Raw genomic sequence first — 23,994 nt, forward strand, 5'->3', positions numbered from 1 at the left:
TTCGTATTTGTGATCCCAGGAGATGATCGGAATGGACGGCGACGCAGACATTGCCCTCGCCGAAGGGGGTGAGCTAGCCACTACGCAGAGTGGCTCGCAACAATTTTCGGGACTGCCTCTGAATATATCATACCGAGCTGGAAGCCTGCAGTCCGTCTATTTCTTTCAATCGCCCGCGACATCAGGTCCGGAGAAAGCGCCGGCAGAGCAGGTCGTAAAGGACATCCGCCGAGCGACGCGGCGACAGTTCTCGGCCGAAGAGAAGATCCGCATCGTGCTGGAGCGCGTGCGCGGCGAGGAGAGCATCGCCGAGCTGTACCAGCCCGAGGGGATCGCCGCGTCGATGTATTACGGCTGGTCAAGGCCTCGCATCTGCCGGCACGGCGCACACTGGACAAGCTCGGCATTTTCCCTGCGCCACGTTCTACCGCTGGTCTGATCGCTATCTCGCAGGCGGGATCGAGGCGCTTGCCGATCATCGCTCGCGGCCAGATCGCGTCTGGAACCGGATCCCCGACACAATCCGGGCCGAGATCGTCGATCTGGCGCTGCGCGAGACGGAGCTGAGCCAACGCGAGCTCGCGGTGCGCTTCACCGACGAAAAGCGCTACTTCGTCTCGGAAGCATCGGCGTGTCGGCTGCTGAAGGCGCATGATCTGATCACCAGCCTTAGCCTACATCGTCATCAAGGCGGCGTCCGAGTGCAAGGACAAGACGACGGCGCCCAACCAGCTCTGGCAGACCGACTTTACCTACCTCAAGAACACCGGCTGGGGCTGGTACTATCTCTCGACACACCTAGACTTTGAGGTCCTGACGAGTCGCGCATTGGTTAGAGCAGCGTGTGGCCGCTCTCAGTCTTGCTTGCCACGCGTACGTCGGCCGCCTTCAGCTAACGACCCACCTGACGACCTCCGACTGCACCACTCGTTCGGTTTTGAAGCTATTCGCCGCATGGGCATCGTCCGGCCATCCGAATGATATGCCGCAAACCACCCTTCGGTTGTCCGGCAAGAAAAAATGCTCACGGATATCAGCGGCATACTCGGCGAGGGCTCCTTGCGCGATCGTGCCGATACCGAGCGACTGGGCGGCCAGAATGAAATGCGAGACATAGCCGCCGCAGTCGACGGCGCCGTACACGCCCAGCGCCTCGTCGCTGGTGACGATGGCGACATGTGGGGCGTCGAACAGGGCGAAGTTGCGCATCGTCTGATGTGCATAGGCCGCCTTGTCGCCGCGCTCGATGCCGACCGCGGCATAGAGCTGGAACCCGCAGGCGCGTCGCCGCGCGAGATGGTCGCCGGCATATTCGCGCGGAAAGGGGAAGTCGCGCCGGGCAGGTGCCGACGAGCCCGCCTTGTCCAGCATCAGCCGGCGGAAGCGCTCCGTCCCCTCGTCCCGGGTGATCAGGAGCTGCCAGGGCTGTACATTGTTCCAGGAAGGCGCCCGCTGCGCGATCGTCAGGATACGGTCGATCAGCGCCTGCGGAAGCGGATCGGGCAGGAAAGCGCGACAGCTGCGACGCGCATCGGCAAGCCGCTCGAAGGCAAGGGCGTCCCCGGCCTCCAAAGCGGCAGGTGTCGGCAGGCTCCGTTCCATCATACTCAGTCCGTCTCTGGAGCGCGGTCTCGGCATGGACTGCGAGGGGGTGGCGGAAGCCGCCGGGCTATCGTCCCGCCTCGGCGACCTTTGCACCGGGATTTGCGCCCAGCATCATGGCGAGGAGGCAGACCGCGAAGGAGAGCAGCGTCAGCATGGTCGAGACGGCCGCGATCACCGGCGTGTTCTCCCACATGATGCTGCTGTACATCTTGACCGGCAGGGTAATCGTCGTCGGGCCGTTCAGGAACCAGGCGATGACGACCTCGTCGAACGAGGCCAGGAAGGCGAAGAGGAAACCGGCAAAGATCGAGATTTTCAGCTGCGGCAGCACAACCTGGACGAAGACGCGTGCCGGCGATGCGCCCATCACCATGGCCGCCTTCTCAAGGGCCGGGTCGACCTGGGTCATGCCGCTGAGGACGAGCATGACGACGAAGGGCAGCCCGTACATGGCGTGGGCCAGGACGAGCGTCGTGAACCGCCCCTGCTGTCCAGTCGCCGCGGCCAGGAAATAGAGCCCGAGCGCGATCACGATGACCGGCACGAACATCGGCGAGATCACCAGCATCTGCACGGTCGAGCGCCCGCAGAAGCGTCCGCGCGCAAAGGCATAGGCGGCGGGGATGCCGATCAGCGTTGCCAGTATCGAGGCGGCGGTCGCGACCTGCAGGCTGTTCCACAGGGCCGCGATCCAGGCCTCGGAGCCGAAGAACTGCCGGAACAGGTTCAGCGACAGGCGCGCCTTGTCGAACGTGAACTCACCGGCCTCCGACAGAGAAATCGGCATGACGACGAGGCTGGGCACGACCAGATAGGCATAGACCAGGCAGGCGAGCACGGTCGAGGCGCGCGGCAGGCGCGCTCCGATCCGGAGGCCGGGTCTTGCTGTCGTCGCGGTCATCTAGCGCCCCACCTTCAGCTGCAGTTTCAGGACCGCGCCGGCGAGCAGGCCGCAGAACAGCAGCAGCAGCAGCGCGATGATCGAGGCGCTCTGCCAGTCCAGGACCTCGCGGGTATAGAGGTCGATGACGTTCGCCATCATCATGTCCTGGCGCCCGCCGAGCAGGGCCGGGGTGACGAAGAAGCCCATGGACAGGACGAGGCAGAGCAGGAAGGCCGCCAGGACGCCGGGCAGGCTCTGCGGGAAGGTGATCGACCAGAACACCCGCATCGGCGAGGCACCCATCACCTCGCCCGCGGCCTGGATCGACTGGTTCTGCGCGGACAGACTGGCGAGGATCGGAAAAATCGCAAAGGGAATGAGCGCGTTGCTCATGCCGACGATGACGGCGAAGCGATTGAACATCATGTCGAAGCCTTCGAACCCCCAGGCGCGCAGGGCGGTGTTGATCACGCCGCGCTCGCCGAGGATCACGATGAAGGCGTAGCTCTTCACCAGAATGCTGGTCCAGAACGGCACCAGCACCAGCGTCAGGCAGACCGCCTTCCAGAGCCGCTTCTGGCGCATCACGTGCAGGGCCACCGGATAGGCCAGAAGCACGCTGACGAAGGCGGTGGTCAGGCTGATGTGTACGGTGTTCAGGAAAACCCGGAAGACGAGGTTCGACCCGGCGACCTCGCGGACGCCGTCCAGCAGGCCGCGCTCCTCGCCGACCGTGTAGGCCGCGACGAAGATCATCGGAAGCACGAACAGGCAGAGCGCGACCAGCGCCGCCGGCGTGGCGAAAAGCGCGAGCGAAGGCAGCAGCTCGGGGCGTCGGGTTGCGATCATTCCAGCCTCTGTCGAGGGCGATAGTTATATCACTATGTGCCATATGTTATCAATTTACAATATCGCTCATCGACAATATGCTCTGCCCTGGATGCGGCGATAGGGAGCCGCACAATGGGGTCGAGCATGAGCACGGTGGCACTGAGCGGCATTGCGAAGAGCTATGCGAACTTCGCCGCGCTCAACGGAGTCGACCTGACCATTCCCGAGGGAGAATTCCTGACGCTCCTCGGCGCCAGCGGCTCAGGCAAGACAACGCTGCTGAACGTCGTTGCCGGGATGATCTCGCCCGATCGCGGCATCGTCTCGATCGGCGGCCGCGACGTGACCCATGTGCCGCCGCGCCAGCGTGGCCTCGGCATGGTGTTCCAGAGCTATGCGCTCGTGCCGCACATGTCGGTGTTCGACAACATCGCCTTTCCGCTGCGGATCCGGCGGACGGCATCGGCCGAGATCAAGCGCCGGGTCGAGAAGATCCTCGACATCGTACAGCTCGGGCATATCGCGCATCGCAAGCCGCGCGAGCTCTCGGGCGGCCAGCAGCAGCGTGTCGCCATCGCCAGGTGCCTGGTCTACCAGCCGCCGGTGATCCTGATGGACGAGCCGCTCGGCGCGCTAGACAAGAAGCTGCGCGAGCAGTTGCAGCAGGAGATCCGGCGCATCCACAAAGAGATGGGCATCACGATCCTCTACGTTACCCACGACCAGGAGGAGGCTCTCTATCTCTCGGATCGGATCTGTCTGATGAATGCCGGCCAGATCGAGCAGCTCGGCACACCGCAGGAACTCTACTTCAAGCCCGCTAACGCCTTCGTCGCCGATTTCATCGGTGAATCCAACCTGCTTGCCTGCGATATCGTCGCGCCCGATCGCGTGCGCCTCGACGCGTCGGGGCAGGACATCCGCATCGCCCAGTATGCCAGCGGCGCAGCCAACCGCCTGATGATCCGTCCCGACAAGATCGCCGTCCTCGCCGATGGCGAGAGCCGCGCTAACGAAGTCTCGGGCCAGATCGAGGAGATCGCCTTCGTCGGGGAGACGATGCGCCTGACGGTTCGCAGTGGCAGCCAGGCTTTTACTGTAAAGGCGCCGACGAGCCACTCGGCGGATCGCAAGCTCGGCTCCACTGCCCGCATTGGTTGGGAGCCTCAGGACGCACTGCTGCTCGAGGCCAAGTCCTAAGGCCTCGAGAACCCGAATCAGGCGAGGCTGTCTGCTGAGGTTGCCTCCACCGCAGCCCGGCAACCTGTTGCGGCGAGCCGGGCGAAAATGAAACGGGCCAGCGCATCAGCGCCGGCCCGTTCGTCTAGCTGGTCATTTGCGCGGGGCCGATCAGATTCGAACAACCCGCCTGGCAAAGCCCGCGCCCCTCGACGGGAGCACCGTATCGGTCGGCCTGCGACTACGGCCGCCCGATAGGTGCCCTCGGCGCTGCGATCAGAGCAGCAGCCATTCCTTGAAGCGCTTGTCCAGCGTGTCGTAGTTTTTGCCCCAGTACTCGTCGTCGATGAATGCGTTGGTCTGGCTCGTCAGGTTCGGCAGCCATTTGCGGGCATCTTCCGACATCAGCTTGGTCGCCTCGGTGAGCACGGGGGCGAGGCTGAGCTTCTCGGCGAGCTTGGCCTGCGTCCCGGGCTGCAGGGCGAAGGCGAGATACTCCATCGCCGCCTTCTTGCGCTTCGAACCCTTCAGCACCGCCATGTAGTTGAACGCGTTGACGTTCTGCTCGAACGAGAAGGCCAGCGGCACACCGGTCTGCACGGCCGCCCGGATCCGGTTCGGATAGGCGTAGATGAAGTCGATCTCGCTGCTCTGGATCAGCGTCACCATCTGCGGGGTCTGCTCGAACCACTTGCGGACATGCGGCTTGATCCGCTCGAGCGCCTTGAAGCCGCGCTCGACATCCAGCGGATAGAGATCCTTAGGCGCAACTCCATCGGCCAGGAGTGCGACCTCGAGCGTTTCCGAGACGCGGTTGCGGAAGCCGCGTCGGCCCGGAAAGGCTCCGGTGTCCCAGAGCTGAGCGAAGGTCTGCGGCCGCTTGGTCGCGTTGCCCGTCGTGTTCCAGGCGATGCCGCCGCAGAAGATGTAGTTCGGCACCCGGTCACGGCCGACGCCGCCGACGATCGCCCCGGTCTTGACGATCGAGGTGTCGATATCCTCCCAGTAGTTGTTGTTCGAGCCGGCCATGATCAGCGGGCCGGAGGCGTCGAAGATGTCCCATTCGACATTCTTCGAGGTAACCTGCGCCTTGACCTTCGCGAGGTCCGGCGTGTTCAGGATCTGGACGGGAATGCCGCTCGCCTTGGTGAAAGGATCGGCGATCACTTCCTTTAAGGCTTCGGCATAGGAGCCGCCATAGCTGACCATCACCAGCGGCTGCGCCTGGGCACGGGCACCGATGATCGCGGGCGCAGAGGCAGTGAATGCGGCCGTTGCCGCAAGACCACCCAGGAAGCGGCGGCGATTGCTCGCGAGGAGCAGTTCAGGCTTGTCGGTCATATCCCCTCCTTATCATATATTGATAACTTATATCTAATATCGTTGCACAACGGTCGAGGATGTCAACGTTGAACTGCGATGGTGCGAACGGGAAAGTCCGTGAGCGCGCCACGCCTCCCGTCCACGCCGTCGACATCTCCGCCGCCATGCCGCGCTCTCACGGCGCTGACGCAAGCTTTTCGGCATCCCAGCCATCGTCCAGCGCCTTGCTGAGCTCGTGCTTGCGGATGCGCTGGGTCGGCGTGCGCGGGAAGTCGTCGGCAAAGGCGACGAAGCGCGGTACCTGGAATTTCGCCATGCGCTCGCGACACCAGGACAGGAATGGCTCGACCGCGAAGGGTTTCCCGACCGGCTTGATGAAGACCTTGAGGTCCTCGTCGCCGAACTCGTTGACCACCATGATCGCGGCGCTCTCCTCGACCTGCGGATGCTGGTTGATCACGCGCTCGACCTCCCAGGCCGAGACGTTCTCCCCGCGCCGGCGGATGCTGTCCTTCTGGCGGGCGAAGAACCAGAACACGCCGTCCTCGTCCTGGCGGACCAGATCGCCGGTATGCAACCAGCCTTCCCGGATGGTCGCCGCCGTCGCCTCGGGATTGCGGTAGTAGCCGGGCGTGACGATGCCGGGCTGCTTGCCGCGGATCAGCAGTTGTCCGACCTCGCCGGTGCCGGCAGGCTCGCCGGCCTCGTCGATCACGCGCGCCTCGAAATAGGGCAGAGGGACGCCGAGCGCGCCCGGAATGCCGCGGGTGTTGACGATGTTGAGCGCCGCCGTCTCGGTCATGCCGAAGCTGTCGCGCATCTCGATGCCGAAGCGCTCCTCGAAAGGATGCCAGGTCTGCGTTGGGCAGCCTCCGCCCCAGGCGACGCGAATGCCGTGGCTGCGATCCTCCGGCTGTGGCGGCTGGCGAAGCAGCAGCTGCAGCACGCCGCCGACATAATGGATGTGGGTCGCCTTGCTCGCGCGCGCCCAGCGCCAGAAGCTCGAGGCGCTGAAACGCTCGACCATGGCGAGGGTCACCGGCTTGCACAGGGCGAGCACCACCACCTCGATGCCGAAGAGATGGTACATCGGCTCCCAGAACAGCGGCACATCGCCTTCGTCGATGCCGGACAGCAGCAGCGAGCTCGTCGCCGCGGCGCGGTACATCGCATCGGTCATCAGCACGCCCTTCGGCGCCCCGGTGGTGCCCGAGGTGTAGCAGATCGCCACGATGTCCCCGGCGCCGGCGCGGTGCGCCGGCCGCCCGGCCGGACCGCGGCTCATCTCGACGAAGCCGATCACCTGCGTCTGAGCAGTGGGTTGCGGCTCGTTGGCGCCGCGCCAGATCAACCGTACCGGCCCACCGACGGCGTCGAGCGCCGGCAGCAGCTGCTCCGCGAACTCCTCGTCGGCGATGATCGCCTGCGGCTCGCTATGGCTGAGCTGGTAGCACAGGCCCTCTCCGCGCAGATGCGTGTTGATCGGCACCTCGATCGCACCGATCCGCAGCAGGGCGAGCAGGGTCAGGATATGGTCGGGATGATGGGCGAGCATGACCGCGACGTGGCTTCCGGCCGTGATGCCGTTCGCCAGCAGGCCGTTCGCCAACCGGTCCACCCGCTCGCCGAGTTCGGCATAGGTGATGCTCTCCTGTTGCCAGGTACAAAACACCCTGTCGCCGTGCTCGCGGACGCGCGCGTCGAGGAGATCGCTGACCGAGAGGTCAGTGTCGATATGCTGCATGATCGGCAATGCCTTGGTCTGGGCGGGCGTCAGTAGAGCCAGCGGCCGGCGTTCGCGATTTCCCAGGTCTCGCCGGTCGGGTTGCGCGCATCCGGACTCGGCTGGCGGGAGACCGCGACGCGGCCGTTCAGCGTCCAGGCCGTGACGCTCTGGAAGGCGAAGCTGGCATGGCGCAGCGCCTCCGGCGCATCCGGCGTAAAGGGCAGGAACGAGCCGAGCGTGATCGCGAACCGGTCGTCGCTGAGGCGCTGCAGCTCGAAATCCTGGCCCTGGGCCTTGAGCATGCGGGCGAAGAAAGTCGCGATCGCCTCCGCATCGTTGCCGTCGACGCCGGTATCGGACTTGAGTTCCCTGGCATATTGCACGGCCATGCCGCGCATCGTCTGCTCCCAGAGATAATTGGTGGTATGGGGGCCATACATCTGCCGAAGGCAGTCGAGCGTCGTCGCGACGTATTCGCGCGACCAGTTGCGGCGCGCCTTCAGCATGCGGGACTCTGGCCACAGGTTCTCGTCGAGGCGGGGCGCCTTGGCGGGGTCGAATTCCGGCGTATGCGCGACTTGTTCGAAGCGCAGCTCCTCGCCCGGTGCGAGGTCGTGGTCGTATTCGTAGAAATAGCCCTCGTCATAGGGCTCGCCCTCCATGACGAATTTGGTAGCGACCCAACCGAGGCGCTTATTGCCCATCATCCGGCCATTGGCGGGGTGCCAGATCGAGAAGATCGTGCGCCGGAGCGAGGCCGGCATCGCCAGCATGGACGTGCCTGGATAGGTCCACATCGGCGCGGTGTAGCGGATCCAGACCTTCTTCGGCGTCTCCTCGACATACTCCATCGTCAGGCCGCCGATCAGGTTGGTGTACCAATGGTACTTGCCTGCCGCGACCGCCGGCGGCTCGTCCGGCGAGATGCCGAGCTTGATCAGCCCCTGCTTGTAGAAGCCCTGCTGGTGCTGGTGGAGCATCAGCTGCCAGAGACGCTTGATCGCGTCCTCGCCCTTCTCGCGGAAGACGATGGCGCCGATGGCGCCGAAGGTCCGGCCCCAGAACTTCGCGGCGAGGCCGCAATCCGCCCGCAGTTCCTCGATCTCGCTCTGGATCATGCCCCGACTCCACCTTTGTTGCTATCTAATAATGAGTAGAGATATCAAATAATGATTGTCAATGTCCTTTGTCGCTAGTGCTGCAGCCCGCGGATCCCTGCGATCGCGTCGGTGCAGTCTTCCTGGCGGGGCGCATTTCCGGCTTGATCGCCTTCCGGGTATCGGCGTAATGTGATAGTTACTATCAATATTCGATGTCGACCGGCATGAAGAAGCTCGGTCGCGCAATCCAGTGGGGCCCGTGATGACCGATCCCGAACTCCTTCTGCGCCATGAGGATGGCGTTGCGATCGTCACGCTCAACAACCCCGCGCGGCTAAACGCCTGGACGAGCGCGATGCGCGCCGCACTGGGCCGGATGCTGGCGCAGATCGGCGCCGATGATGCCGTCAAGGCGGTCGTGCTGACCGGCGCCGGCGAGCGGGCTTTCTGCTCCGGGCAGGATTTCAGCGAGTCGCAGAATTTCGATGGCGGCGCCGACGCCGATCGGTGGCTCGCCGCGGTCAAGAGCTTCTACGAGATCATTCGCAGCATCGAGAAGCCGACCATCTGCGCCCTCAACGGGCTGGCGGCGGGGTCCGGTTTCCAGGTCGCGCTGCTGCTTGATTACCGGGTCGGCCATGCCGGCGTGACCATGGGCCAGCCCGAGCTCAACAACGGCATTCCGAGCGTCGTCGGCCCCTGGGCGATCTTCGCCGAGCGCATCGGTGTCGCAAGGAGCATGGAGCTGATCCTGACGGGCCGCATGATCGACGCGCAGGAAGCGAGGCAGATTGGCCTGCTCAACGAGATCGTCCCACCCGCGCAGGTGCTCCCGCGGAGCATCGCATTCGCGCGCGAGCTAGGCGGCAAGCCGCCGGTCGCACTGCGGCTGACCAAGCGCGCCTATCGCGAGGCGACGCAGCCGGCTTTCGACCGCGCCTTCCAGATCGCCGAGGAGGCGCAGAGGCAGGCTTTCGCCTCGGGGGAGCCACAGCGGTGCATGGAGGAGTTCTTCCGCATTCGCGCCGCCCGCAAATCCGCCTGACCCCGCGCACGCACGCTATGGTGCAAGGAGAAGCCGCGATGAATGAGACGCTGAGGCAGCTGGTGGAGCGGCGGGCCGCGACCAATGGCGCGGACGTCTTCTTGATGTTCGGCGAGGAGGTGATCACCTTCGCCGAGCTCAAGACGCAGATCGACGCGCGCGCCGCGGCGCTGCTACGTCATGGCATCCGGCCGGGCGACCGGGTCGGCCTCATGCTGCCGACCGTGCCCGAGCACATCTACCTGTTCTTCGCGCTGGCCTGGCTCGACGCGATCGTTGTGCCGATCAGCGTCCATCTCAAGGCGCTCGGCATCCGGACCCAGCTCGCCAGCGCGCGGCCTCGCTTCATCATCGCCGATGGCGGATTCGTGGAGCTCGCCCACGCGCTGTCCGAAGACGCGCGCGTCGAGGGCGTGCTCTGGCGCGGCGAGACGCCGGACGGCGATCCGCGTTTCAAGGCCCTCGCCGACATCATGGCGCAGGGCGGGCTGGTCCCCCCGCACGCCGCCGGCGGCCTCGAACGGCGCTGCATGGTCTCTTACACTTCGGGCACCACCGGCGAGCCCAAGGGTGCCGTGCTTTCCGAGCGCTGGTTCCAGATCGGCGCCAAGAATGCCGGCCTGTTGGCCGAGGTCCGGCCTGGTGACGTGCTCTTCCTCTGGGAGCCGTTCTTCCACGTCGCGGGCTGGATGACGGTACTGATGAGCCTGCAGCATGGCGTGCGCGTCGGCATGGTCGAGCGCTTCAGCGCCTCGCAGTGCTGGGATCAGATGCGCCGCTATGGCGCGACGCAGTTCCACTATCTCGGCGGAGCCATGAACCTCTTGCTCAAGCAACCTGAGCGGCCGGATGACGGCGACAACCCCGTCCGCATCGCTTGGGGAGCGGCGGCGCCGACCCAGAGCTGGAAGGCCTTCGAGCAGCGCTTCGGCGTATCGATCCGCGAGGGCTACGGCATCACCGAGGCCGGAAACTTCACCATGCTCAACCACGATGGGCCGCTCGGCTCGATCGGCAAGCCGGTCGAGGAGTTCGACGCATTCATTGCCGACGAGGCGGGAAATCAGATCGCGGACGGCACGGTCGGTGAGATCGTCCTGCGGCCGAAGGAACCCGGCATCACCATGCTCGAATATCTCGGCAATCCCGAGAAGACCGCCGAGGTGCTGCGCGACGGCTGCGTCTTTTCCGGCGATCTCGGCTATCGCGACGCCGAGGGCCAATTCTATTTCTCGGGCCGCAAGAAGGACGCCCTGCGCCGGCGCGGCGAGAACGTCTCGGCCTGGGAGGTCGAGCGCGTGATCAACGCTCATCCGACCGTCGAGGAATCGGCGGTGATCGGCGTCCCCTCCGAAATGGGCGAGCAGGATATCAAGGCCTTCGTGCGCGCGGCGCCCGACGTGGCGGTGGCGCCAGCCGACATCCTGGCTTGGTGCAAGCAGCATCTCGCCTATTATCAGGTGCCTCGTTTCATCGAGATCGTCACGGATTTCCCGCGTGGGCCGACGCAGCGCATCCGCAAGACCGAGCTGCCGCTGTCGACGGCCGGAAGCTGGGATGCCGAAACAGCGCGCGAAGGTAGTGATTCAGCACGCTGACGGCGAGCTATTGCTTCACATGTCGATAGAAACGGTCGGATATTGCTATTCCTGATCCGGCCGGCCATAGGTGGAAGCGTCTGGTTTCCAAGCTAAGGGCTCGGCATGAACAGTGGCAAACCTGCCGCGAAAACGGTTCGCCCTGCGGGCGAGTCCGGCCTCTTCAACTCCTCGTTGGAGAAAGGGCTGAGCGTCCTGCAGGCCTTCGACGACGGCCGCCCCAGCCTGACGCTGACACAGGTGGCGGCCGTGACCGGGCTGGAGAAGAGCGCCGCCCAGCGCTTCACGGCGACGTTGGTTGCCCTCGGCTATCTGCAGAAGGACCAGGCGACGCGCCAGTACAGCCTGACCTCGCGGGTGCTGCAGCTGAGCGCCAATTATCTGCGCTGCCACGCCCTGCTGGAGCGAGCGACGCCCTATATGCTGGAGTGGAACAGCCGCTATGGCGAGGCGGTCAACCTCGCCGAGATGGACGGCACGGACGTAATCTTCATCGTCCGCTACCGGAACAGTCACGTCGTCAGCCCCACCATCGTCGCCGGGTCGAAATTCCCCTGGTATATCAGCGCGCTCGGACAAGCCATGGTGGCCTATAAGCCGGCCGAGGAGCGCGCCCGCATCCTCGCCGCGACGGAGCCCGTCGCCTATGCCAGTCAGACCCTGGTGACGCGCGAGGCGCTGGAAAAGCGCATCGAGACGATCAGGGCCGATCGTTTCGCGATGACGCATCGCGAGTCCTTCGAAACCGAGATATCGCTAGCCGCTCCCGTCTTCGGACCGACCGGCGCCGTGATCGCGGCGGTAGGCACGGCCGTCGTGACGACGCAATGTACAGTGGAAGAGGCGCGCACCCGGCTCGCGCCCGCTCTCCTCGATCTGGCGCAGGCAGTGTCGAGCCCGTCGCAGGTTAGTCGACCTGACAGAGGCATCTAGAGGACCAGTCAAGACGCCGTTGAACGAATGTCGGGCGCCTCGATTTTCGGAAGATCATGGCTGAGGTTGGCCGGAGAACCGGGCGAGTCATCGCAAGGCCTGCTCCAGCCGACCTCTGTCTGACCGATGCAGCTTCGTCAGTGAGGTTGAGGCGTCACTTCGCTCGCAAGCTGCTCCCCGTTTCAACTTGAGAATGTCAGCTGCCCGGCAATCGCCAGATGTCCGCTCATGGCGCTTTACGTGTAGACGCACTGCCAAATGCGTGCCGTCCTGGCACGTGTCGTCACTGGCGGGGTTAGGGTTGCCCGCGCCAATCGACGCGCCGGACTCGGCATGCCCGGAGCTTGCAAGCATCAGGCCGCTGATTGCCGCACTCGAAATTGATGCGTCGGCAAGAGAAGGCAGGGTCCGGCGCGCCGCAGGCCGCTGAAATCACAGAGGCTTGCGGATGCTTGCCCGAAAGGCGCTGACTACTCCTGATAGGTCTCGTCACCATCCGGGACCGGCTTCTCGAACAGAATAAACGCCAGGTTGTCTCCGGGCTCCGACATCACGTCGGTGCGCAGGCCCGATATCTCGCCGGTCACGCTGCTTGCATATTCCGCCACCACTTCGCCGAAGCTGTTGCGCTGGATGGCGATCTTCTGGCCGGCTTCGACCTTGTCGTTGAGCTTGACCAGATGCTCGACGAACCCGCCCTGGGTTGCGGCAACCGGGACTGCGCCACGGCCGACAAAGACGCGCACATCCTTGCCGGTGCGCCCCATCGGGCCGGTGATGATGCCGTGCTGCTTGAGCACGTTCATTGTGCCCTCCACGAACAGCGCAATCATCGGGAGGTCCAGGACGCGCGCGGCGCCGACTTCCGGGCAGATTGCTGGGATGCCCGCGGCGAGAAGCGCGTTATGCAGGGTTGTGGGATAGGCACGTTTCGGCATGTCGAGGATCTGGCCGACTGGATAGAGGTCGGCCATCGCCTTGACCTCCGGCACATCCATGCTGGCAATATTGAATGCGCTGACTTCGAAGCCGGTTGTTCCGGTATGGAAGTCGATCGCGGCGTCCGCGTTCGGCCGCAGCAGCCGGTTGAACACCAGCGCGGCGTGCCGGCTGGGCGCGGTGCCGTTCTCGTTTCCGGGCCACTCCCTGTTGAGGTCGACCAGATCGATGCTCCGGCTCGCATTGGGCCATTTGCGCTGCATGACCAACATGGCCGGGCGCGATATATCGGTGACCGCCATCACCGTGCCCGACATCTGAGCCGGATCGAGCTGGTTCATCACGGTCATGACCGCATGCACGGAGCTCATCTCGTCGCCATGCACGCCACTGGTCAGGACAACGCGTTTGCCGGGCTTTGCGCCCCTGGCGACCGTCACCGACACGTACCAGTACTGTCCAGTGCGCATCTGTGCGCCCTGAAAATACAAGAGGTGTTTCTTGCCGGGTTCCAGGTCGTTGACGTCGAGCGCGCTGACGACTTTCTTCCCCTGGATGACCTCTCCGGTATAGACCGTGCCCTGAGGTTTTCCGGCCGCGGCGCCGGCAGAGGGAGCGGCCAAGCCCTGAGCCGTCGCCGGATCGGCACTGGCCGCAAGCGCTGTCACCGCCCCGACCGCAGCAAGAGACGCCACGATCAGATCACGGCGATCGATGCCGTTTTCGGGTTTGTCCGTCATGTCCGGAGCCTTTCTTGTGGTGAAGGGAGACACTCGCACCGGGACGGCGCAGAAAGGTCTTCCTGGGGGCGGTTGGTGTCGTCGTGGCCGAAGTCTCGTAGCGTGTCAGGGCTCGCCCTGATTCCGGCGAGGACCATGACGCCGAGAACTCTACGCAGCCTTGGCTAGGCTTCGAAGTTAGATCCAGACCCAGCGGCACTGCCGGACACGCCGGCCGCGCCTATCCGTCTCGAACCGGCAGACCTGACGGCGCCTGACATGACGAGGACGGTGGCGAAAACGGCTGTCCCGATGCTGCCAGTGAGGCGATTGGTTCTGGCCTTGAGCATATTCGAGCTTGAGATCATCGAGCGACGCAACCGGCTCGCGTTTGACGAGAGGCGCGGGCGGCGATGCAGGGGCCACGGCTGCTTCGGCGCGGCTGGCGCCCGCAGCCGCAAGCGCACCCAAAATGAAGAAACGACGATCCATACCGAGATCCTTTCCCGCGCTTGAAACCCGACAAGGCCAAAGCTCACAAGGCGGCCGCGTCCCGATCGAAACCACGAGAAATGGGCGGCCGTCATGTCGGAAGCTTAAGTCCCCTGGAATTGACCCTCCTTAACTTCCCGTGTCGATCTTTGACGCCCTGTCCCGATCTGCCGGTTCGGAGCCAGATGGGCCATTTTTGTTCGGGGCATTCATCGCGCACCGAGCGGCGTCCGTAGGAATGAGTGCAGACGCCTCCGTCGTGAAGCGCGACGGGATTCACCGCTTCCGACACCTTGCCGTCATTCGGTCCGTGAAACATCGACGAGAGCAAGGGGTTTGCTCGCGCCTCTGCGTGCTCGAAGGCTTCTACGGGCATGCAGAGCAAGCGAACATCAGGGTTCGACGCTATTCGGGCAGGAATGTCGCATATGCCGAGGCCGTCGAATAGCAAAGCCGTGTGCCGCAGCTTCGCAACGAGCTCTTCGGGCTTGTGCTTCTTCTGCGGCATAATGGGCATCCTCCAAGGCGCGAAAGCCTACTTCAGGGAGGACCACTTTTCAGGGCCCCGCCAGCTCGCTGACCCTGCCAGATTTGCTACATTCGTTTGCTACAAAACCTAGGTGATCCGCTCATCCGGGCCGTCATAACCGCTTGATAGAATTGGTGCCGTGAAACTGGATTCTGGCGTCTCTGAATCTTCATAAATTATTGAATTTAAATATAAATTTGTGACCCCGGGGGCCGACCGAGAAGATGTCCGGCCGGGCTTCGACAGGCCCTGCACATCAATGGATGTGCAGGGGTTCGGCGAGTGCGCGGAGCAACCGAGCATGGCCGCGATCGACGTCTTCGCCGCCGAGCCGGGATCTCCTCACGCGTTGCAAAGACTCTCTGGCGTCGGGACGATAATCGGTTGCCGATCCGAGTTATCTGGTATAATGTATGCCAGATGGGTTTGTGACGAGCGCTGTGCGCTGGTGGAGGGACCGGATCATGAGAATCCATGAGTTCCAGGCAAAGCATCTCCTGGCCCGCTATGGGCTGAACGCGCCGGAGGGCGCCGTCGCGATCACCGCCCGGGAGGCCGGCGAGATTTCGCAGCGCCTCGCTGGCCCGGTGGTGGTCAAGGCGCAGATCCATGCCGGTGGCCGGGCGCGCGCCGGTGGCATTTTACGCGCGGAGAGCCCTGCCGCCGCCCAGGCTGCGGCCGAGGAGCTGCTCGGCAAGAACCTTGTGACCGCCCAGGCGGGGCCGGCGGGCCAGATCGTCAGGCGCGTCCTCGTCGAGCGCGCCCTGCCGGCGCGGCGCGAGCTGCATCTCGCTTTGCTGGTCGATTCCACCTCGGGCGAGGTGATGCTGATCGGCAGCGAACGGGGCGGCGCCGATATCGAGGAGCAGGCGGCGCGCGGCGAGCTCCAGATCCGCGAGCTCAGGCTCGGCACCGGCGGCGAGGCGCGGGCGCAGGAGGTGGCAGCCTTCGTTGCGACGCTTGGTCTGGAGGGCGCGCTGCACGAGCAAGGCTGCGCGCTCGTGGACGGCCTGCGGCGAGCCTTTGTCGAGCTCGACGCCAGCCTGATCGAGCTCAATCCGCTTGCGATCACCGAAGACGGGAGGTTGGCCGCGCTCGACGCCAAGATGACGCTCGACGACAACGCCCTGTTCCGGCATCCCGAACTCGCGGCGCTGCGCGACGAGGACGACACCAGCGCCGCCGAGTTGCAGGCCCAACGCCATCAGCTCAACTATGTCCAGCTCGACGGCGATGTTGGCATGGTAGCGAATGGCGCCGGCTTAGGTCTCGCCACGCTTGACATGGTCGTCGCCGCCAAGGGCCGGCCAGCCAATTTCATGGACATCCGGACCACCGCCAAGAGCCTCGACATCGCCCATGGCTTCGGGCTGCTGCTCGACAATCCGGCGACGCGCGCGATCCTCATCAATGTACATGGCGGCGGGATGCAAGCCTGCGACACCATCGCCGAGGGGCTCGGCATCGCCTTGCGCCGCACCGGCCGCTCGCTGCCGCTGGTCGTCCGCCTCGCCGGCAACAACGCCGATTTCGGGCGCTCGCGCCTGCAGAACTTCGGCTGCGCGGTGATCGACTGCCCGGACATGTGGACTGCGGCCACGAAGGCGGTCGCGCTGGCGCAGAAGGGAGCCTGAGCCATGGCCGTCTTTCTGAATCGCGAGACCCGCGTTCTCTGCCAGGGCATGACCGGCTGGGCCGGAACTTATCATGTCGCGCGGATGATGGAGTACGGCACGCAGGTCGTCGGCGGGGTGACGCCGGGCAAGGGCGGTCGCTCGCATCTGAACCTGCCGGTCTATGAGCGCGTGGCGGAAGCGCGGCGCGAGACCGGCGCCAATGCGAGCATCGTCTTCGTGCCGCCGGCCAATGCCGCGGCCGCGATGATCGAGGCGATCGAAGCCGAGATGCCGCTGGTGGTCACGGTCACCGAGCGCGTGCCGACACTGGACATGGTGCGGGTGCGGGCCGCGCTGAAGGGCGGGCGCACCATCCTGGTCGGCGCCAATTCGCAGGGCATCCTGGTGCCGGGCGTCGGCAAGCTCGGCGTCATGGCGACCGGCAGCGAGCGTCCCGGCGGCGTCGGCATCATCTCGCGCTCGGCCTCGTTGACGAGCGAGGTGGTGGCGCAGGTCACCGCGGCGGGGCTCGGCCAGTCGGCGACGATCGGCGTCGGCGGCGATCCGATCCATGGCATCGGCATGCGCGAATGCCTCGAGCTCCTGCTCGACGACGCGGATACCGAAGGCGTGGTGCTGATCGGCGAGATCGGCGGCACGGAGGAAGAGGAGGTCGCCGCCTACCTTGCCGGCACGCCTGCGTCGAAGCCTGTGGTCGCGCTGATCGTCGGCCGCGAGGCGCCGCCCGAGCGCCGCATGGGCCATGCCGGCGCGCTCACCTTGCGCGGCAAGGGTGATGCTGCCGGCAAGATCAGGGCGCTGGAGGCCGCGGGCGTTCGGATCGCGCCGAGCGCGCATCTCGTCGGCGAGACCATCAGGCAGGCGCTCGCCGAGCGTGGGTAGCGCTCTTCTTCCCTTGCGGGAGAAGGCCGGGAGCACCTCACTCCCGCTTCGGCAGCCGGCCGCCGATCGAGCGGGTGATCTCGTCGGCGGCGCGGCGCACCATCGGTCCGTAGTCGTCGAGCTTGCGCGGGGTCACGCGCACGGTCGGCCCCGATACCGAAACGCCGGCGATCGCTTCGGCATGTTCGTTGAAGATCGGCGCGGCGACGCAGCGCATGCCGAGGGTGCGTTCCTCGTCGTCGAGCGCCCAGCCGTTCCGACGCCCCTGCGCGAGCTCGCGCAGGAACTCGCCCAGATCCGTGATCGTGTGCTCGGTGAAGCGGTCGAGGCGCCTGAGCGCGCAGATCTGGCGCACGCGGTGCTCGGGGAACTCGGCCAGCAGCGCCTTGCCGACGCCAGAGGCATGCATTGCGCCGCGGCTGCCCGCCCGGAAGAAGGCGCGCAGCGTGTCGTGGCTCTCGACCTGCGAGATGAACACCACCTCGCCATTGTCCTCGATGCCGAGATTGACCGTCTCGCCGCTGGCCTCCATCAGCGCATGCATGGTGGCGCGCCCCATGCTCGCGACGCGGCGGTTGCGCAGGAAGGCCGAGCCGGTCTTGAAAGCGCCGACACCAACCAGCCAGATGCCACGCTCCATGTCGTGCTGGACGTAAGCGCGGCTCTCGAGCGTCAGCAGGACGCGATGCGCCGTCGAGGCCGAGACGTCCGAGCGCCGGCTGAGCTCGCTGAGCGTCAGCCCGTCCTCTTCGGCCAAGATCTCCAGCAGGGCCAACCCGCGATCGAGCGCCTGTACCGCTCCGCCGGCGATCGCCGGCTTCAGCGAGCGCGGCCGCCCGCGCCCCTTGCGTTGCTCGATCGGGCTCATGCGCATCTCCTTGACCGTCGCCGGGACGGTAGCAGACCACGGATGGTCCGCCATGGCCAATTCAAAGCGAAATCATTTTCACGTAATCAAAATTATGGCTGTCTGATATTATTGTAAAATCTTGTTTTTAAACAAGAAATTATTTTCTATCAAAGTATGAAAAAATATTCTGAAATAAATTGACCCAGTCCCATATCTGGAATTTGGTATGCCAGTACACGGTTTTCTCACGGGAGAACGGGCCATGCCGAAAATGAGAGCCGTCGAGGCTGCGATCAGGGTTCTGGAGCGGGAAGGCGTGACGCAGGCCTTCGGCGTGCCCGGCGCGGCGATCAACCCGCTCTATGCCGCGCTGAGGAGCCGGCAAAGCATCCACCATATCCTGGCGCGCCATGTCGAAGGCGCCTCGCATATGGCGGAGGGCTATACCCGCGCCAAGGCCGGCAATATCGGCGTCTGTATCGGCACCTCGGGTCCGGCTGGCACCGACATGATTACCGGTCTCTATTCGGCCATAGCCGATTCCATTCCGATCCTCTGCATCACCGGCCAGGCGCCGCGCGCCCGCCTCTACAAGGAGGATTTCCAGGCCGTCGACATCGAGTCGATCGCCAAGCCGGTAACGAAATGGGCGGTGACGGTGCGCGAGCCGGCGCTGGTGCCGCGCGTCTTCCAGCAGGCCTTCCACATCATGCGCTCCGGTCGCCCCGGCCCGGTGCTGATCGACCTGCCGGTCGACGTCCAGATGGCCGAGATGGAGTTTGATGACGAGACCTATGAGCCGCTCCCGGTCTACAAGCCGGCCGCGTCGCGCCGGCAGATCGAGAAGGCGATGGCGATGCTGGACGCGGCCGAGCGGCCGTTGATCGTCGCCGGCGGCGGCATCATCAATGCCGATGCCGCGGAGCTGCTGGTCGAGTTCGCTGAACTGATCGGCGTGCCGGTGGTGCCGACGCTGATGGGCTGGGGCGCGATCCCCGACGACCACCCGCTGATGGCGGGTATGGTCGGGCTGCAGACCAGCCATCGCTACGGCAACGCGACGATGCTCGCCTCGGATTTCGTGATGGGCATCGGCAACCGCTGGGCCAACCGCCATACGGGCTCGATCGAGACCTACACCAAGGGCCGGAAATTCGTTCATGTCGACATCGAGCCGACCCAGATCGGCCGTGTCTTCGATCCCGATTTCGGCATCGTCTCCGATGCGAAGGCGGCGCTCGAACTCTTCGTCGACGTGGCGCGCGAACGGGAAGGCAAGGGACTGCTGAAGAACCGGACGAGCTGGGCGCAGGATTGCCGCGACCGGCGCGCGACCATGCTGCGCAGGAGCCATTTCGACAACGTGCCGCTGAAGCCGCAGCGAGTCTACGAGGAGATGAACGAGGCCTTCGGCCGCGACGTCTGCTACGTCTCGACCATCGGTCTGTCGCAGATCGCCGGCGCGCAGTTCCTGCGGGTCCACAATCCCCGCCACTGGATCAATTGCGGCCAGGCCGGCCCGCTTGGCTGGACCCTGCCGGCGGCGCTGGGCGTGCGTGCGGCCGATCCGGAGCGCGAGATCGTGGCGCTCTCGGGCGATTACGATTTCCAGTTCCTGATCGAAGAGCTGGCGGTCGGGGCGCAGTTCAAGCTGCCCTACATCCACATCGTCGTGAACAACTCCTATCTCGGCCTGATCCGCCAGGCCCAGCGCGGCTTCGACATGGATTTCCAGGTCGGGCTCGCCTTCGAGAACATCAACTCGCCCGACCTCGACGGCTATGGCGTCGACCATGTCGCGGTCGCCGAGGGGCTCGGCTGCAAGGCGATCCGGGTGAAGAGCCCCAACGAGTTCAAGGCCGCCTTCGCCCAGGCCAAGGCCTGGCTCAAGGAGCATCAGGTTCCCGTGGTGATGGAGTTCATCCTCGAACGGGTCACCAACATCGCGATGGGAACCGAAATCGACAATGTCGTCGAGTTCGAGGAGGTGCTCGACCTGCCTCTGCCCGAACCCGAGCTGCAGCCAGCCCAGTAAGCCCGATCAGCCTACGCCATCAGGGGAGAGACCCATGCCTCGCTTCGCCGCAAACCTGACGATGCTGTTCAACGAATTGCCCTTCCTGGAGCGCTTCCAGGCGGCGGCGGAAGCCGGCTTCCACGGCGTCGAGTACCTGTTCCCCTATGGTTACGACAAATACGAGCTGGCAAGCCGGCTGAAGCGCTGGAAGCTGACGCAGGTGCTGCACAATCTGCCGGCTGGAGACTGGGCCGCCGGGGAGCGCGGCATCGCGATCCTGCCCGACCGGATCAGCGAGTTCCAGCGTGGCGTGTTCGACGCTATCGACTATGCCACCAAGCTGGGCTGCAGGCAGGTCAACTGCCTTGCGGGCATCGCGCCGCAAGGTGTCGAGCGGGCCAGGCTGCACGAGACGCTGGTCAACAACCTGCGCTTTGCCGCCCATGAACTGTCGCAGGAGGGGATCGCGCTCTTGGTCGAGCCGATCAACACGCGCGACATGCCCGGCTTCTTCCTGAACAGCACGGCGCAGGCGCTGAGCCTGCTCGACGACGTCGATTCAACCAACGTCTTCATCCAGTACGACGTCTACCATATGCAGGTCATGGAAGGGGATCTCGCCCGAACGATCGAGGCCAATCTCGACCGGATCGCCCATATCCAGATCGCCGACAATCCCGGCCGCAACGAGCCCGGCACCGGCGAGATCAACTTCCCCTTTCTGTACCGGCATCTCGACGCCATCGGCTACGCCGGCTGGGTCGGCTGCGAATACAAGCCCGCCCGCAGCACCCGCGACGGCCTGGCCTGGCTGCCGGGGCAGCCGCAGGCCGCGTGACCGGAGACGGTCGACGATCCAGTCGAACGGAGGCTACGAAAACATGGCGAATATCGGCTTCATCGGCCTCGGCATCATGGGCCGCCCCATGGCGGAACACCTGATCACGGGCGGCCATACGCTGCACGTCTCGAGCCATCACAAGGCGCCGGACGCCGAACTGCAGGCGAAGGCGATCACGGTCTATCCGACGCCGAAGGCGGTCGCGGCGGCGAGCGAGATCGTCATGCTGATGCTCCCCGACACGCCGCAGGTCGAGGATGTCCTGTTCGGCACCAACGGTGTCGCCCTCGGCCTGAACACGGGCAGCATCGTCGTCGATATGAGCTCGATCTCGCCGATGGCGACCAAGGAGTTCGCGAAGCGGGTCGAGACGGCCGGCTCATCCTATCTCGACGCGCCGGTCTCGGGCGGCGAGGTCGGCGCCAAGGCGGCGACGCTCACCATCATGGTCGGCGGGCCGCAGGCGGCCTTCGACACGGTCAAGCCGCTGTTCGAGCTGATGGGCAAGAACATTACGCTGGTCGGTGGCAATGGCGACGGCCAGACCACCAAGGTCGCCAACCAGATCATCGTCGCGCTCACGATCGAGGCGGTCGGAGAGGCCCTGCTCTTCGCCTCCAAGGCGGGGGCGGATCCCGCGAAGGTGCGCCAGGCGCTGATGGGCGGCTTCGCCTCCTCCAAGATCCTGGAGATCCATGGCGAGCGCATGGTCAAGCGCAGCTTCAATCCAGGCTTCCGCATCGGGCTGCACCAGAAGGACCTGAACCTCGCTCTGTCGACGGCGCGCTCGCTCGGCGTCTCACTGCCGAACACGGCGACGGCGCAGGAGCTGTTCAATGCCTGCGTCGCCCATGGCGGCAAGGACTGGGATCACTCGGCCATGGTGCGGGCGCTGGAGATGATGGCGAACCACCAGGTCGCGACTCCATAAGAGCAAGAAAGGGACGGCCCATGAAGATCTGCATCTACGGCGCCGGCGCGATCGGCGGCTATATGGGCGTGATGCTCAAGCGCGGCGGCCTCGATGTCTCGCTGGTGGCTCGCGGCGCCCATCTCGAGGCGATCAAAGCCAGGGGCCTGACCCTCGTCACCAAGACCGAGACGATCACCGAGCAGATGCCGGCGAGCCAGGATCCGCGCGATCTCGGCCGCCAGGACGTGGTGATCATCGCGCTCAAGGCGCACCAGGCCTGGGAGGCCGCGGAGAACCTGAAGCCACTGCTCGGGCCGGAGACAGCCGTCGTCACCGCCCAGAACGGTGTGCCCTGGTGGTATTTCCACGGGCTGGACGGTCCCTATGCCGATTTGCGCCTGCGCAGCGTCGATCCCGGCAACCGGCAGTGGAACGCGATCGGCCCGGAGCGCGTCATCGGCTGCACGGTCTACCCGGCGACCGAGGTCATCGAGCCCGGCGTCGTCAAGCACGTCTATGGCGACCAGTTCGGCCTCGGCGAGCCCAATCGCAGGGAAAGCGAGCGGCTGACGCGGTTCGCCGATGCGCTGACCGCCGGTGGCCTGAAGCCGCGCCTGTTTGCCGATATCCGCGACGATATCTGGCTCAAGCTCTGGGGCAATCTCTGCTTCAACCCGATCTCGGCATTGACCCATGCGACGCTCGATGTCGTCGCCACCGAGCCCGGCACGCGGGCGCTCGCGCGCAACATGATGCTGGAGGCCCAGGAGATCGGCGAAAGGCTCGGCGTCACCTTCCGCGTCGACGTCGAGCGCCGGATCAACGGCGCAGCGGGCGTCGGCGCCCATCGCACCTCGATGCTGCAGGATCTGGAGAAGGGTCGCCCACTCGAGATCGACGCCCTGCTCGGCGCCGTGCAGGAGATGGGGCGGCTGACCGAGACGCGCACGCCCTATATCGATGCCGTGCTCGGACTCGTCCAGCAGATGGCCAGCGTGAAGGGGCTCTATCCGACCTTCCCGCCCGACGTGTTCGCCGAGGAGGGAAGGGCGGCCGAACTCGCCCAGGAGCCGCCGCTCCAGCTGGCGGCCTCGTGACGGAGGAGATGGTGCCATGTTGAACGCGACAATCGAGCCGATGGTGCGGAGAGAGACTAGCCGGGCGAGTGCGCGTTGGGTGCGCTTTGCGCTTGCGGGCCGCGAACGCTTCGGCACGCTGATTGGGGAGACGATCGCGATCCATAGCGGTGACATGTTCGCCGGCGCGCGACCGACGGGCGAGAGGGTGCCGCTCGCCGAGGTCACGCTGCTGGCGCCGAGCACGCCGTCCAAGATCATTGCGCTCTGGAACAATTTCCACGCGCTCGCCGGCAAGCTGGCGATGCCGGTGCCGGCGGAGCCGCTCTATCTGATGAAGGCGCCGTCCAGTGCCGCGCCGCCCGGCTTCACGGTGGTGCGCCCGCCATCCTATGGCGGCAAGGTGGTCTATGAGGGCGAGCTCGGCATCGTCATCGGCCGCAATTGCAGCCGCGTGAGCCCTCAGGCCGCCGGCGCGTTCATCTTCGGCTATACCTGCATCAACGACATCACGGCGCTCGACCTGATCGCGGCCGACCCGACCTTCCCACAATGGGTGCGCGCCAAGAGCTTCGATGGCTTCGGGCCGTTCGGGCCGGTGGTGGCGACCGGGCTCGATCCGCGGGAACTCACGGTCCGGACGCTGCTGAACGGCCAGGAGCGCCAGAACTACCCGATCGCGGACATGATCTTCCAGCCGCATGAGCTGGTCAGCCGCCTCTCCCACGACATGACGCTGCTGCCGGGCGACCTGATCTGCTGCGGCACCTCGCTGGGGGTCGGCGTGATGAAGGAACCGGTCAACACGGTCGAGGTGACGATCGAGGGCATCGGCACGCTGGCGAACGCCTTCGTGCAGGGCGCCTGATCGGAACC

General features: G+C 65.2%; 21 protein-coding genes and 1 pseudogene. 13 read left to right on the top strand and 9 right to left on the bottom strand.

The window, feature by feature from the left end; translation table 11 throughout:
* Positions 1 to 145: 145 nt before the first annotated feature.
* A pseudogene (locus ASE66_RS31315) lies at positions 146 to 804 on the top strand (helix-turn-helix domain-containing protein); the annotation flags it as partial.
* An 84-nt stretch (positions 805 to 888) separates the two neighbouring features.
* Here the strand turns inward: ASE66_RS31315 and ASE66_RS09890 are convergent.
* From ASE66_RS09890 to ASE66_RS09900, 3 genes are read right to left on the bottom strand one after another with little or no spacing between them, the layout of a single operon-like run.
* Positions 889 to 1,638: a nitroreductase gene (locus tag ASE66_RS09890; RefSeq protein ID WP_244494856.1), complete on the bottom strand. Its 750-nt coding sequence runs from the start codon at positions 1,636 to 1,638 to the stop codon at positions 889 to 891.
* A gap of 31 nt (positions 1,639 to 1,669) precedes the next feature.
* Positions 1,670 to 2,506, bottom strand: coding sequence for an ABC transporter permease (locus ASE66_RS09895; protein WP_057189461.1), 837 nt, complete (start codon positions 2,504 to 2,506; stop codon positions 1,670 to 1,672).
* Positions 2,507 to 3,337, bottom strand: a complete 831-nt coding sequence (locus tag ASE66_RS09900; protein WP_057189462.1) for an ABC transporter permease — start codon at positions 3,335 to 3,337, stop codon at positions 2,507 to 2,509.
* A gap of 126 nt (positions 3,338 to 3,463) precedes the next feature.
* Between ASE66_RS09900 and ASE66_RS09905 the strand changes: the two genes are divergently transcribed.
* Entirely contained in the window at positions 3,464 to 4,519 is a 1,056-nt protein-coding gene (locus tag ASE66_RS09905) for an ABC transporter ATP-binding protein (protein ID WP_057189882.1), read from the top strand.
* A 255-nt stretch (positions 4,520 to 4,774) separates the two neighbouring features.
* Here the strand turns inward: ASE66_RS09905 and ASE66_RS09910 are convergent, their stop codons facing one another.
* The 3 genes from ASE66_RS09910 to ASE66_RS09920 form a co-directional block, all read right to left on the bottom strand.
* A complete protein-coding gene (locus ASE66_RS09910; RefSeq protein WP_057189463.1) occupies positions 4,775 to 5,839 on the bottom strand; it encodes an ABC transporter substrate-binding protein in 1,065 nt (354 codons plus the stop codon).
* 157 nt (positions 5,840 to 5,996) lie between these two features.
* On the bottom strand, positions 5,997 to 7,565 hold the full coding sequence (locus tag ASE66_RS09915; RefSeq protein WP_156412091.1) for an AMP-binding protein: 1,569 nt from the start codon (positions 7,563 to 7,565) through the stop codon (positions 5,997 to 5,999).
* Between the two features lie 29 nt (positions 7,566 to 7,594).
* The gene (locus ASE66_RS09920; RefSeq protein WP_057189465.1) at positions 7,595 to 8,665 is read right to left on the bottom strand and encodes a hypothetical protein; all 1,071 of its coding nucleotides are present in this window, start codon (positions 8,663 to 8,665) and stop codon (positions 7,595 to 7,597) included.
* A 244-nt stretch (positions 8,666 to 8,909) separates the two neighbouring features.
* Here ASE66_RS09920 and ASE66_RS09925 point away from each other — a divergent pair, with 244 nt between their 5' ends.
* From ASE66_RS09925 to ASE66_RS09935, 3 genes are all read left to right on the top strand, one after another.
* Positions 8,910 to 9,692 carry an enoyl-CoA hydratase/isomerase family protein gene (locus tag ASE66_RS09925; RefSeq protein ID WP_057189466.1) on the top strand — a complete coding sequence of 261 codons (783 nt, stop codon included), beginning with the start codon at positions 8,910 to 8,912 and terminating at the stop codon, positions 9,690 to 9,692.
* Between the two features lie 38 nt (positions 9,693 to 9,730).
* Entirely contained in the window at positions 9,731 to 11,290 is a 1,560-nt protein-coding gene (locus ASE66_RS09930) for an AMP-binding protein (RefSeq protein WP_057189467.1), read from the top strand.
* Between the two features lie 105 nt (positions 11,291 to 11,395).
* Positions 11,396 to 12,223: an IclR family transcriptional regulator gene (locus ASE66_RS09935; RefSeq protein ID WP_057189468.1), complete on the top strand. Its 828-nt coding sequence runs from the start codon at positions 11,396 to 11,398 to the stop codon at positions 12,221 to 12,223.
* A gap of 470 nt (positions 12,224 to 12,693) precedes the next feature.
* Here ASE66_RS09935 and ASE66_RS09940 read toward each other — a convergent pair whose 3' ends face one another.
* Entirely contained in the window at positions 12,694 to 13,902 is a 1,209-nt protein-coding gene (locus tag ASE66_RS09940) for a succinylglutamate desuccinylase/aspartoacylase family protein (RefSeq protein WP_057189469.1), read from the bottom strand.
* A gap of 258 nt (positions 13,903 to 14,160) precedes the next feature.
* Here ASE66_RS09940 and ASE66_RS09945 point away from each other — a divergent pair, with 258 nt between their 5' ends.
* Positions 14,161 to 14,397: a hypothetical protein gene (locus tag ASE66_RS09945; RefSeq protein ID WP_057189470.1), complete on the top strand. Its 237-nt coding sequence runs from the start codon at positions 14,161 to 14,163 to the stop codon at positions 14,395 to 14,397.
* A gap of 67 nt (positions 14,398 to 14,464) precedes the next feature.
* Here ASE66_RS09945 and ASE66_RS32485 read toward each other — a convergent pair whose 3' ends face one another.
* Positions 14,465 to 14,881: a hypothetical protein gene (locus ASE66_RS32485; protein ID WP_162262470.1), complete on the bottom strand. Its 417-nt coding sequence runs from the start codon at positions 14,879 to 14,881 to the stop codon at positions 14,465 to 14,467.
* Positions 14,882 to 15,366: 485 nt separating this feature from the next.
* Between ASE66_RS32485 and sucC the strand changes: the two genes are divergently transcribed.
* Positions 15,367 to 16,536, top strand: a complete 1,170-nt coding sequence (sucC, locus tag ASE66_RS09950; RefSeq protein WP_057189471.1) for an ADP-forming succinate--CoA ligase subunit beta — start codon at positions 15,367 to 15,369, stop codon at positions 16,534 to 16,536.
* A gap of 3 nt (positions 16,537 to 16,539) precedes the next feature.
* On the top strand, positions 16,540 to 17,421 hold the full coding sequence (gene sucD, locus ASE66_RS09955; RefSeq protein WP_057189472.1) for a succinate--CoA ligase subunit alpha: 882 nt from the start codon (positions 16,540 to 16,542) through the stop codon (positions 17,419 to 17,421).
* A gap of 37 nt (positions 17,422 to 17,458) precedes the next feature.
* On the opposite strand, the gene bhcR is transcribed toward sucD, so the two are convergent.
* The gene (gene bhcR, locus ASE66_RS09960) at positions 17,459 to 18,289 is read right to left on the bottom strand and encodes an HTH-type transcriptional regulator BhcR (RefSeq protein ID WP_057189473.1); all 831 of its coding nucleotides are present in this window, start codon (positions 18,287 to 18,289) and stop codon (positions 17,459 to 17,461) included.
* A 244-nt stretch (positions 18,290 to 18,533) separates the two neighbouring features.
* On the opposite strand from bhcR, the gene gcl reads away from it, so the two are divergent.
* Genes gcl through ASE66_RS09985 form a run of 5 tightly spaced genes read left to right on the top strand, consistent with a single transcriptional unit; the run spans position 18,534 to position 23,986 of the window.
* Positions 18,534 to 20,306, top strand: a complete 1,773-nt coding sequence (gcl, locus tag ASE66_RS09965; protein WP_057189474.1) for a glyoxylate carboligase — start codon at positions 18,534 to 18,536, stop codon at positions 20,304 to 20,306.
* A gap of 34 nt (positions 20,307 to 20,340) precedes the next feature.
* Positions 20,341 to 21,126, top strand: a complete 786-nt coding sequence (gene hyi / locus ASE66_RS09970; RefSeq protein ID WP_057189475.1) for a hydroxypyruvate isomerase — start codon at positions 20,341 to 20,343, stop codon at positions 21,124 to 21,126.
* Positions 21,127 to 21,169: 43 nt separating this feature from the next.
* Positions 21,170 to 22,060 carry a 2-hydroxy-3-oxopropionate reductase gene (locus ASE66_RS09975; protein WP_057189476.1) on the top strand — a complete coding sequence of 297 codons (891 nt, stop codon included), beginning with the start codon at positions 21,170 to 21,172 and terminating at the stop codon, positions 22,058 to 22,060.
* 20 nt (positions 22,061 to 22,080) lie between these two features.
* A complete protein-coding gene (locus ASE66_RS09980) occupies positions 22,081 to 23,139 on the top strand; it encodes a 2-dehydropantoate 2-reductase (protein WP_057189477.1) in 1,059 nt (352 codons plus the stop codon).
* A gap of 16 nt (positions 23,140 to 23,155) precedes the next feature.
* Positions 23,156 to 23,986 carry a fumarylacetoacetate hydrolase family protein gene (locus ASE66_RS09985; RefSeq protein ID WP_244494857.1) on the top strand — a complete coding sequence of 277 codons (831 nt, stop codon included), beginning with the start codon at positions 23,156 to 23,158 and terminating at the stop codon, positions 23,984 to 23,986.
* Positions 23,987 to 23,994 lie beyond the last annotated feature (8 nt).

Origin of the sequence: Allobosea sp. Root483D1, from assembly GCF_001429505.1 — a bacterium.
Classification (GTDB): Bacteria; Pseudomonadota; Alphaproteobacteria; order Rhizobiales; family Beijerinckiaceae; genus Allobosea.

Excerpts from the sequence above, each read along its gene's own strand:
- ASE66_RS09890 (WP_244494856.1), bottom strand. The coding sequence starts at position 1,638 with ATGCCGAGACCGCGCTCCAGAGACGGACTGAGTATGATGGAACGGAGC.
- ASE66_RS09895 (WP_057189461.1), bottom strand. The coding sequence starts at position 2,506 with ATGACCGCGACGACAGCAAGACCCGGCCTCCGGATCGGAGCGCGCCTG.
- ASE66_RS09900 (WP_057189462.1), bottom strand. The coding sequence starts at position 3,337 with ATGATCGCAACCCGACGCCCCGAGCTGCTGCCTTCGCTCGCGCTTTTC.
- ASE66_RS09905 (WP_057189882.1), top strand. The coding sequence starts at position 3,464 with ATGAGCACGGTGGCACTGAGCGGCATTGCGAAGAGCTATGCGAACTTC.
- ASE66_RS09910 (WP_057189463.1), bottom strand. The coding sequence starts at position 5,839 with ATGACCGACAAGCCTGAACTGCTCCTCGCGAGCAATCGCCGCCGCTTC.
- ASE66_RS09915 (WP_156412091.1), bottom strand. The coding sequence starts at position 7,565 with ATGCAGCATATCGACACTGACCTCTCGGTCAGCGATCTCCTCGACGCG.
- ASE66_RS09920 (WP_057189465.1), bottom strand. The coding sequence starts at position 8,665 with ATGATCCAGAGCGAGATCGAGGAACTGCGGGCGGATTGCGGCCTCGCC.
- ASE66_RS09925 (WP_057189466.1), top strand. The coding sequence starts at position 8,910 with ATGACCGATCCCGAACTCCTTCTGCGCCATGAGGATGGCGTTGCGATC.
- ASE66_RS09930 (WP_057189467.1), top strand. The coding sequence starts at position 9,731 with ATGAATGAGACGCTGAGGCAGCTGGTGGAGCGGCGGGCCGCGACCAAT.
- ASE66_RS09935 (WP_057189468.1), top strand. The coding sequence starts at position 11,396 with ATGAACAGTGGCAAACCTGCCGCGAAAACGGTTCGCCCTGCGGGCGAG.
- ASE66_RS09940 (WP_057189469.1), bottom strand. The coding sequence starts at position 13,902 with ATGACGGACAAACCCGAAAACGGCATCGATCGCCGTGATCTGATCGTG.
- ASE66_RS09945 (WP_057189470.1), top strand. The coding sequence starts at position 14,161 with ATGACGAGGACGGTGGCGAAAACGGCTGTCCCGATGCTGCCAGTGAGG.
- ASE66_RS32485 (WP_162262470.1), bottom strand. The coding sequence starts at position 14,881 with ATGCCGCAGAAGAAGCACAAGCCCGAAGAGCTCGTTGCGAAGCTGCGG.
- sucC (WP_057189471.1), top strand. The coding sequence starts at position 15,367 with ATGAGAATCCATGAGTTCCAGGCAAAGCATCTCCTGGCCCGCTATGGG.
- sucD (WP_057189472.1), top strand. The coding sequence starts at position 16,540 with ATGGCCGTCTTTCTGAATCGCGAGACCCGCGTTCTCTGCCAGGGCATG.
- bhcR (WP_057189473.1), bottom strand. The coding sequence starts at position 18,289 with ATGAGCCCGATCGAGCAACGCAAGGGGCGCGGGCGGCCGCGCTCGCTG.
- gcl (WP_057189474.1), top strand. The coding sequence starts at position 18,534 with ATGCCGAAAATGAGAGCCGTCGAGGCTGCGATCAGGGTTCTGGAGCGG.
- hyi (WP_057189475.1), top strand. The coding sequence starts at position 20,341 with ATGCCTCGCTTCGCCGCAAACCTGACGATGCTGTTCAACGAATTGCCC.
- ASE66_RS09975 (WP_057189476.1), top strand. The coding sequence starts at position 21,170 with ATGGCGAATATCGGCTTCATCGGCCTCGGCATCATGGGCCGCCCCATG.
- ASE66_RS09980 (WP_057189477.1), top strand. The coding sequence starts at position 22,081 with ATGAAGATCTGCATCTACGGCGCCGGCGCGATCGGCGGCTATATGGGC.
- ASE66_RS09985 (WP_244494857.1), top strand. The coding sequence starts at position 23,156 with ATGTTGAACGCGACAATCGAGCCGATGGTGCGGAGAGAGACTAGCCGG.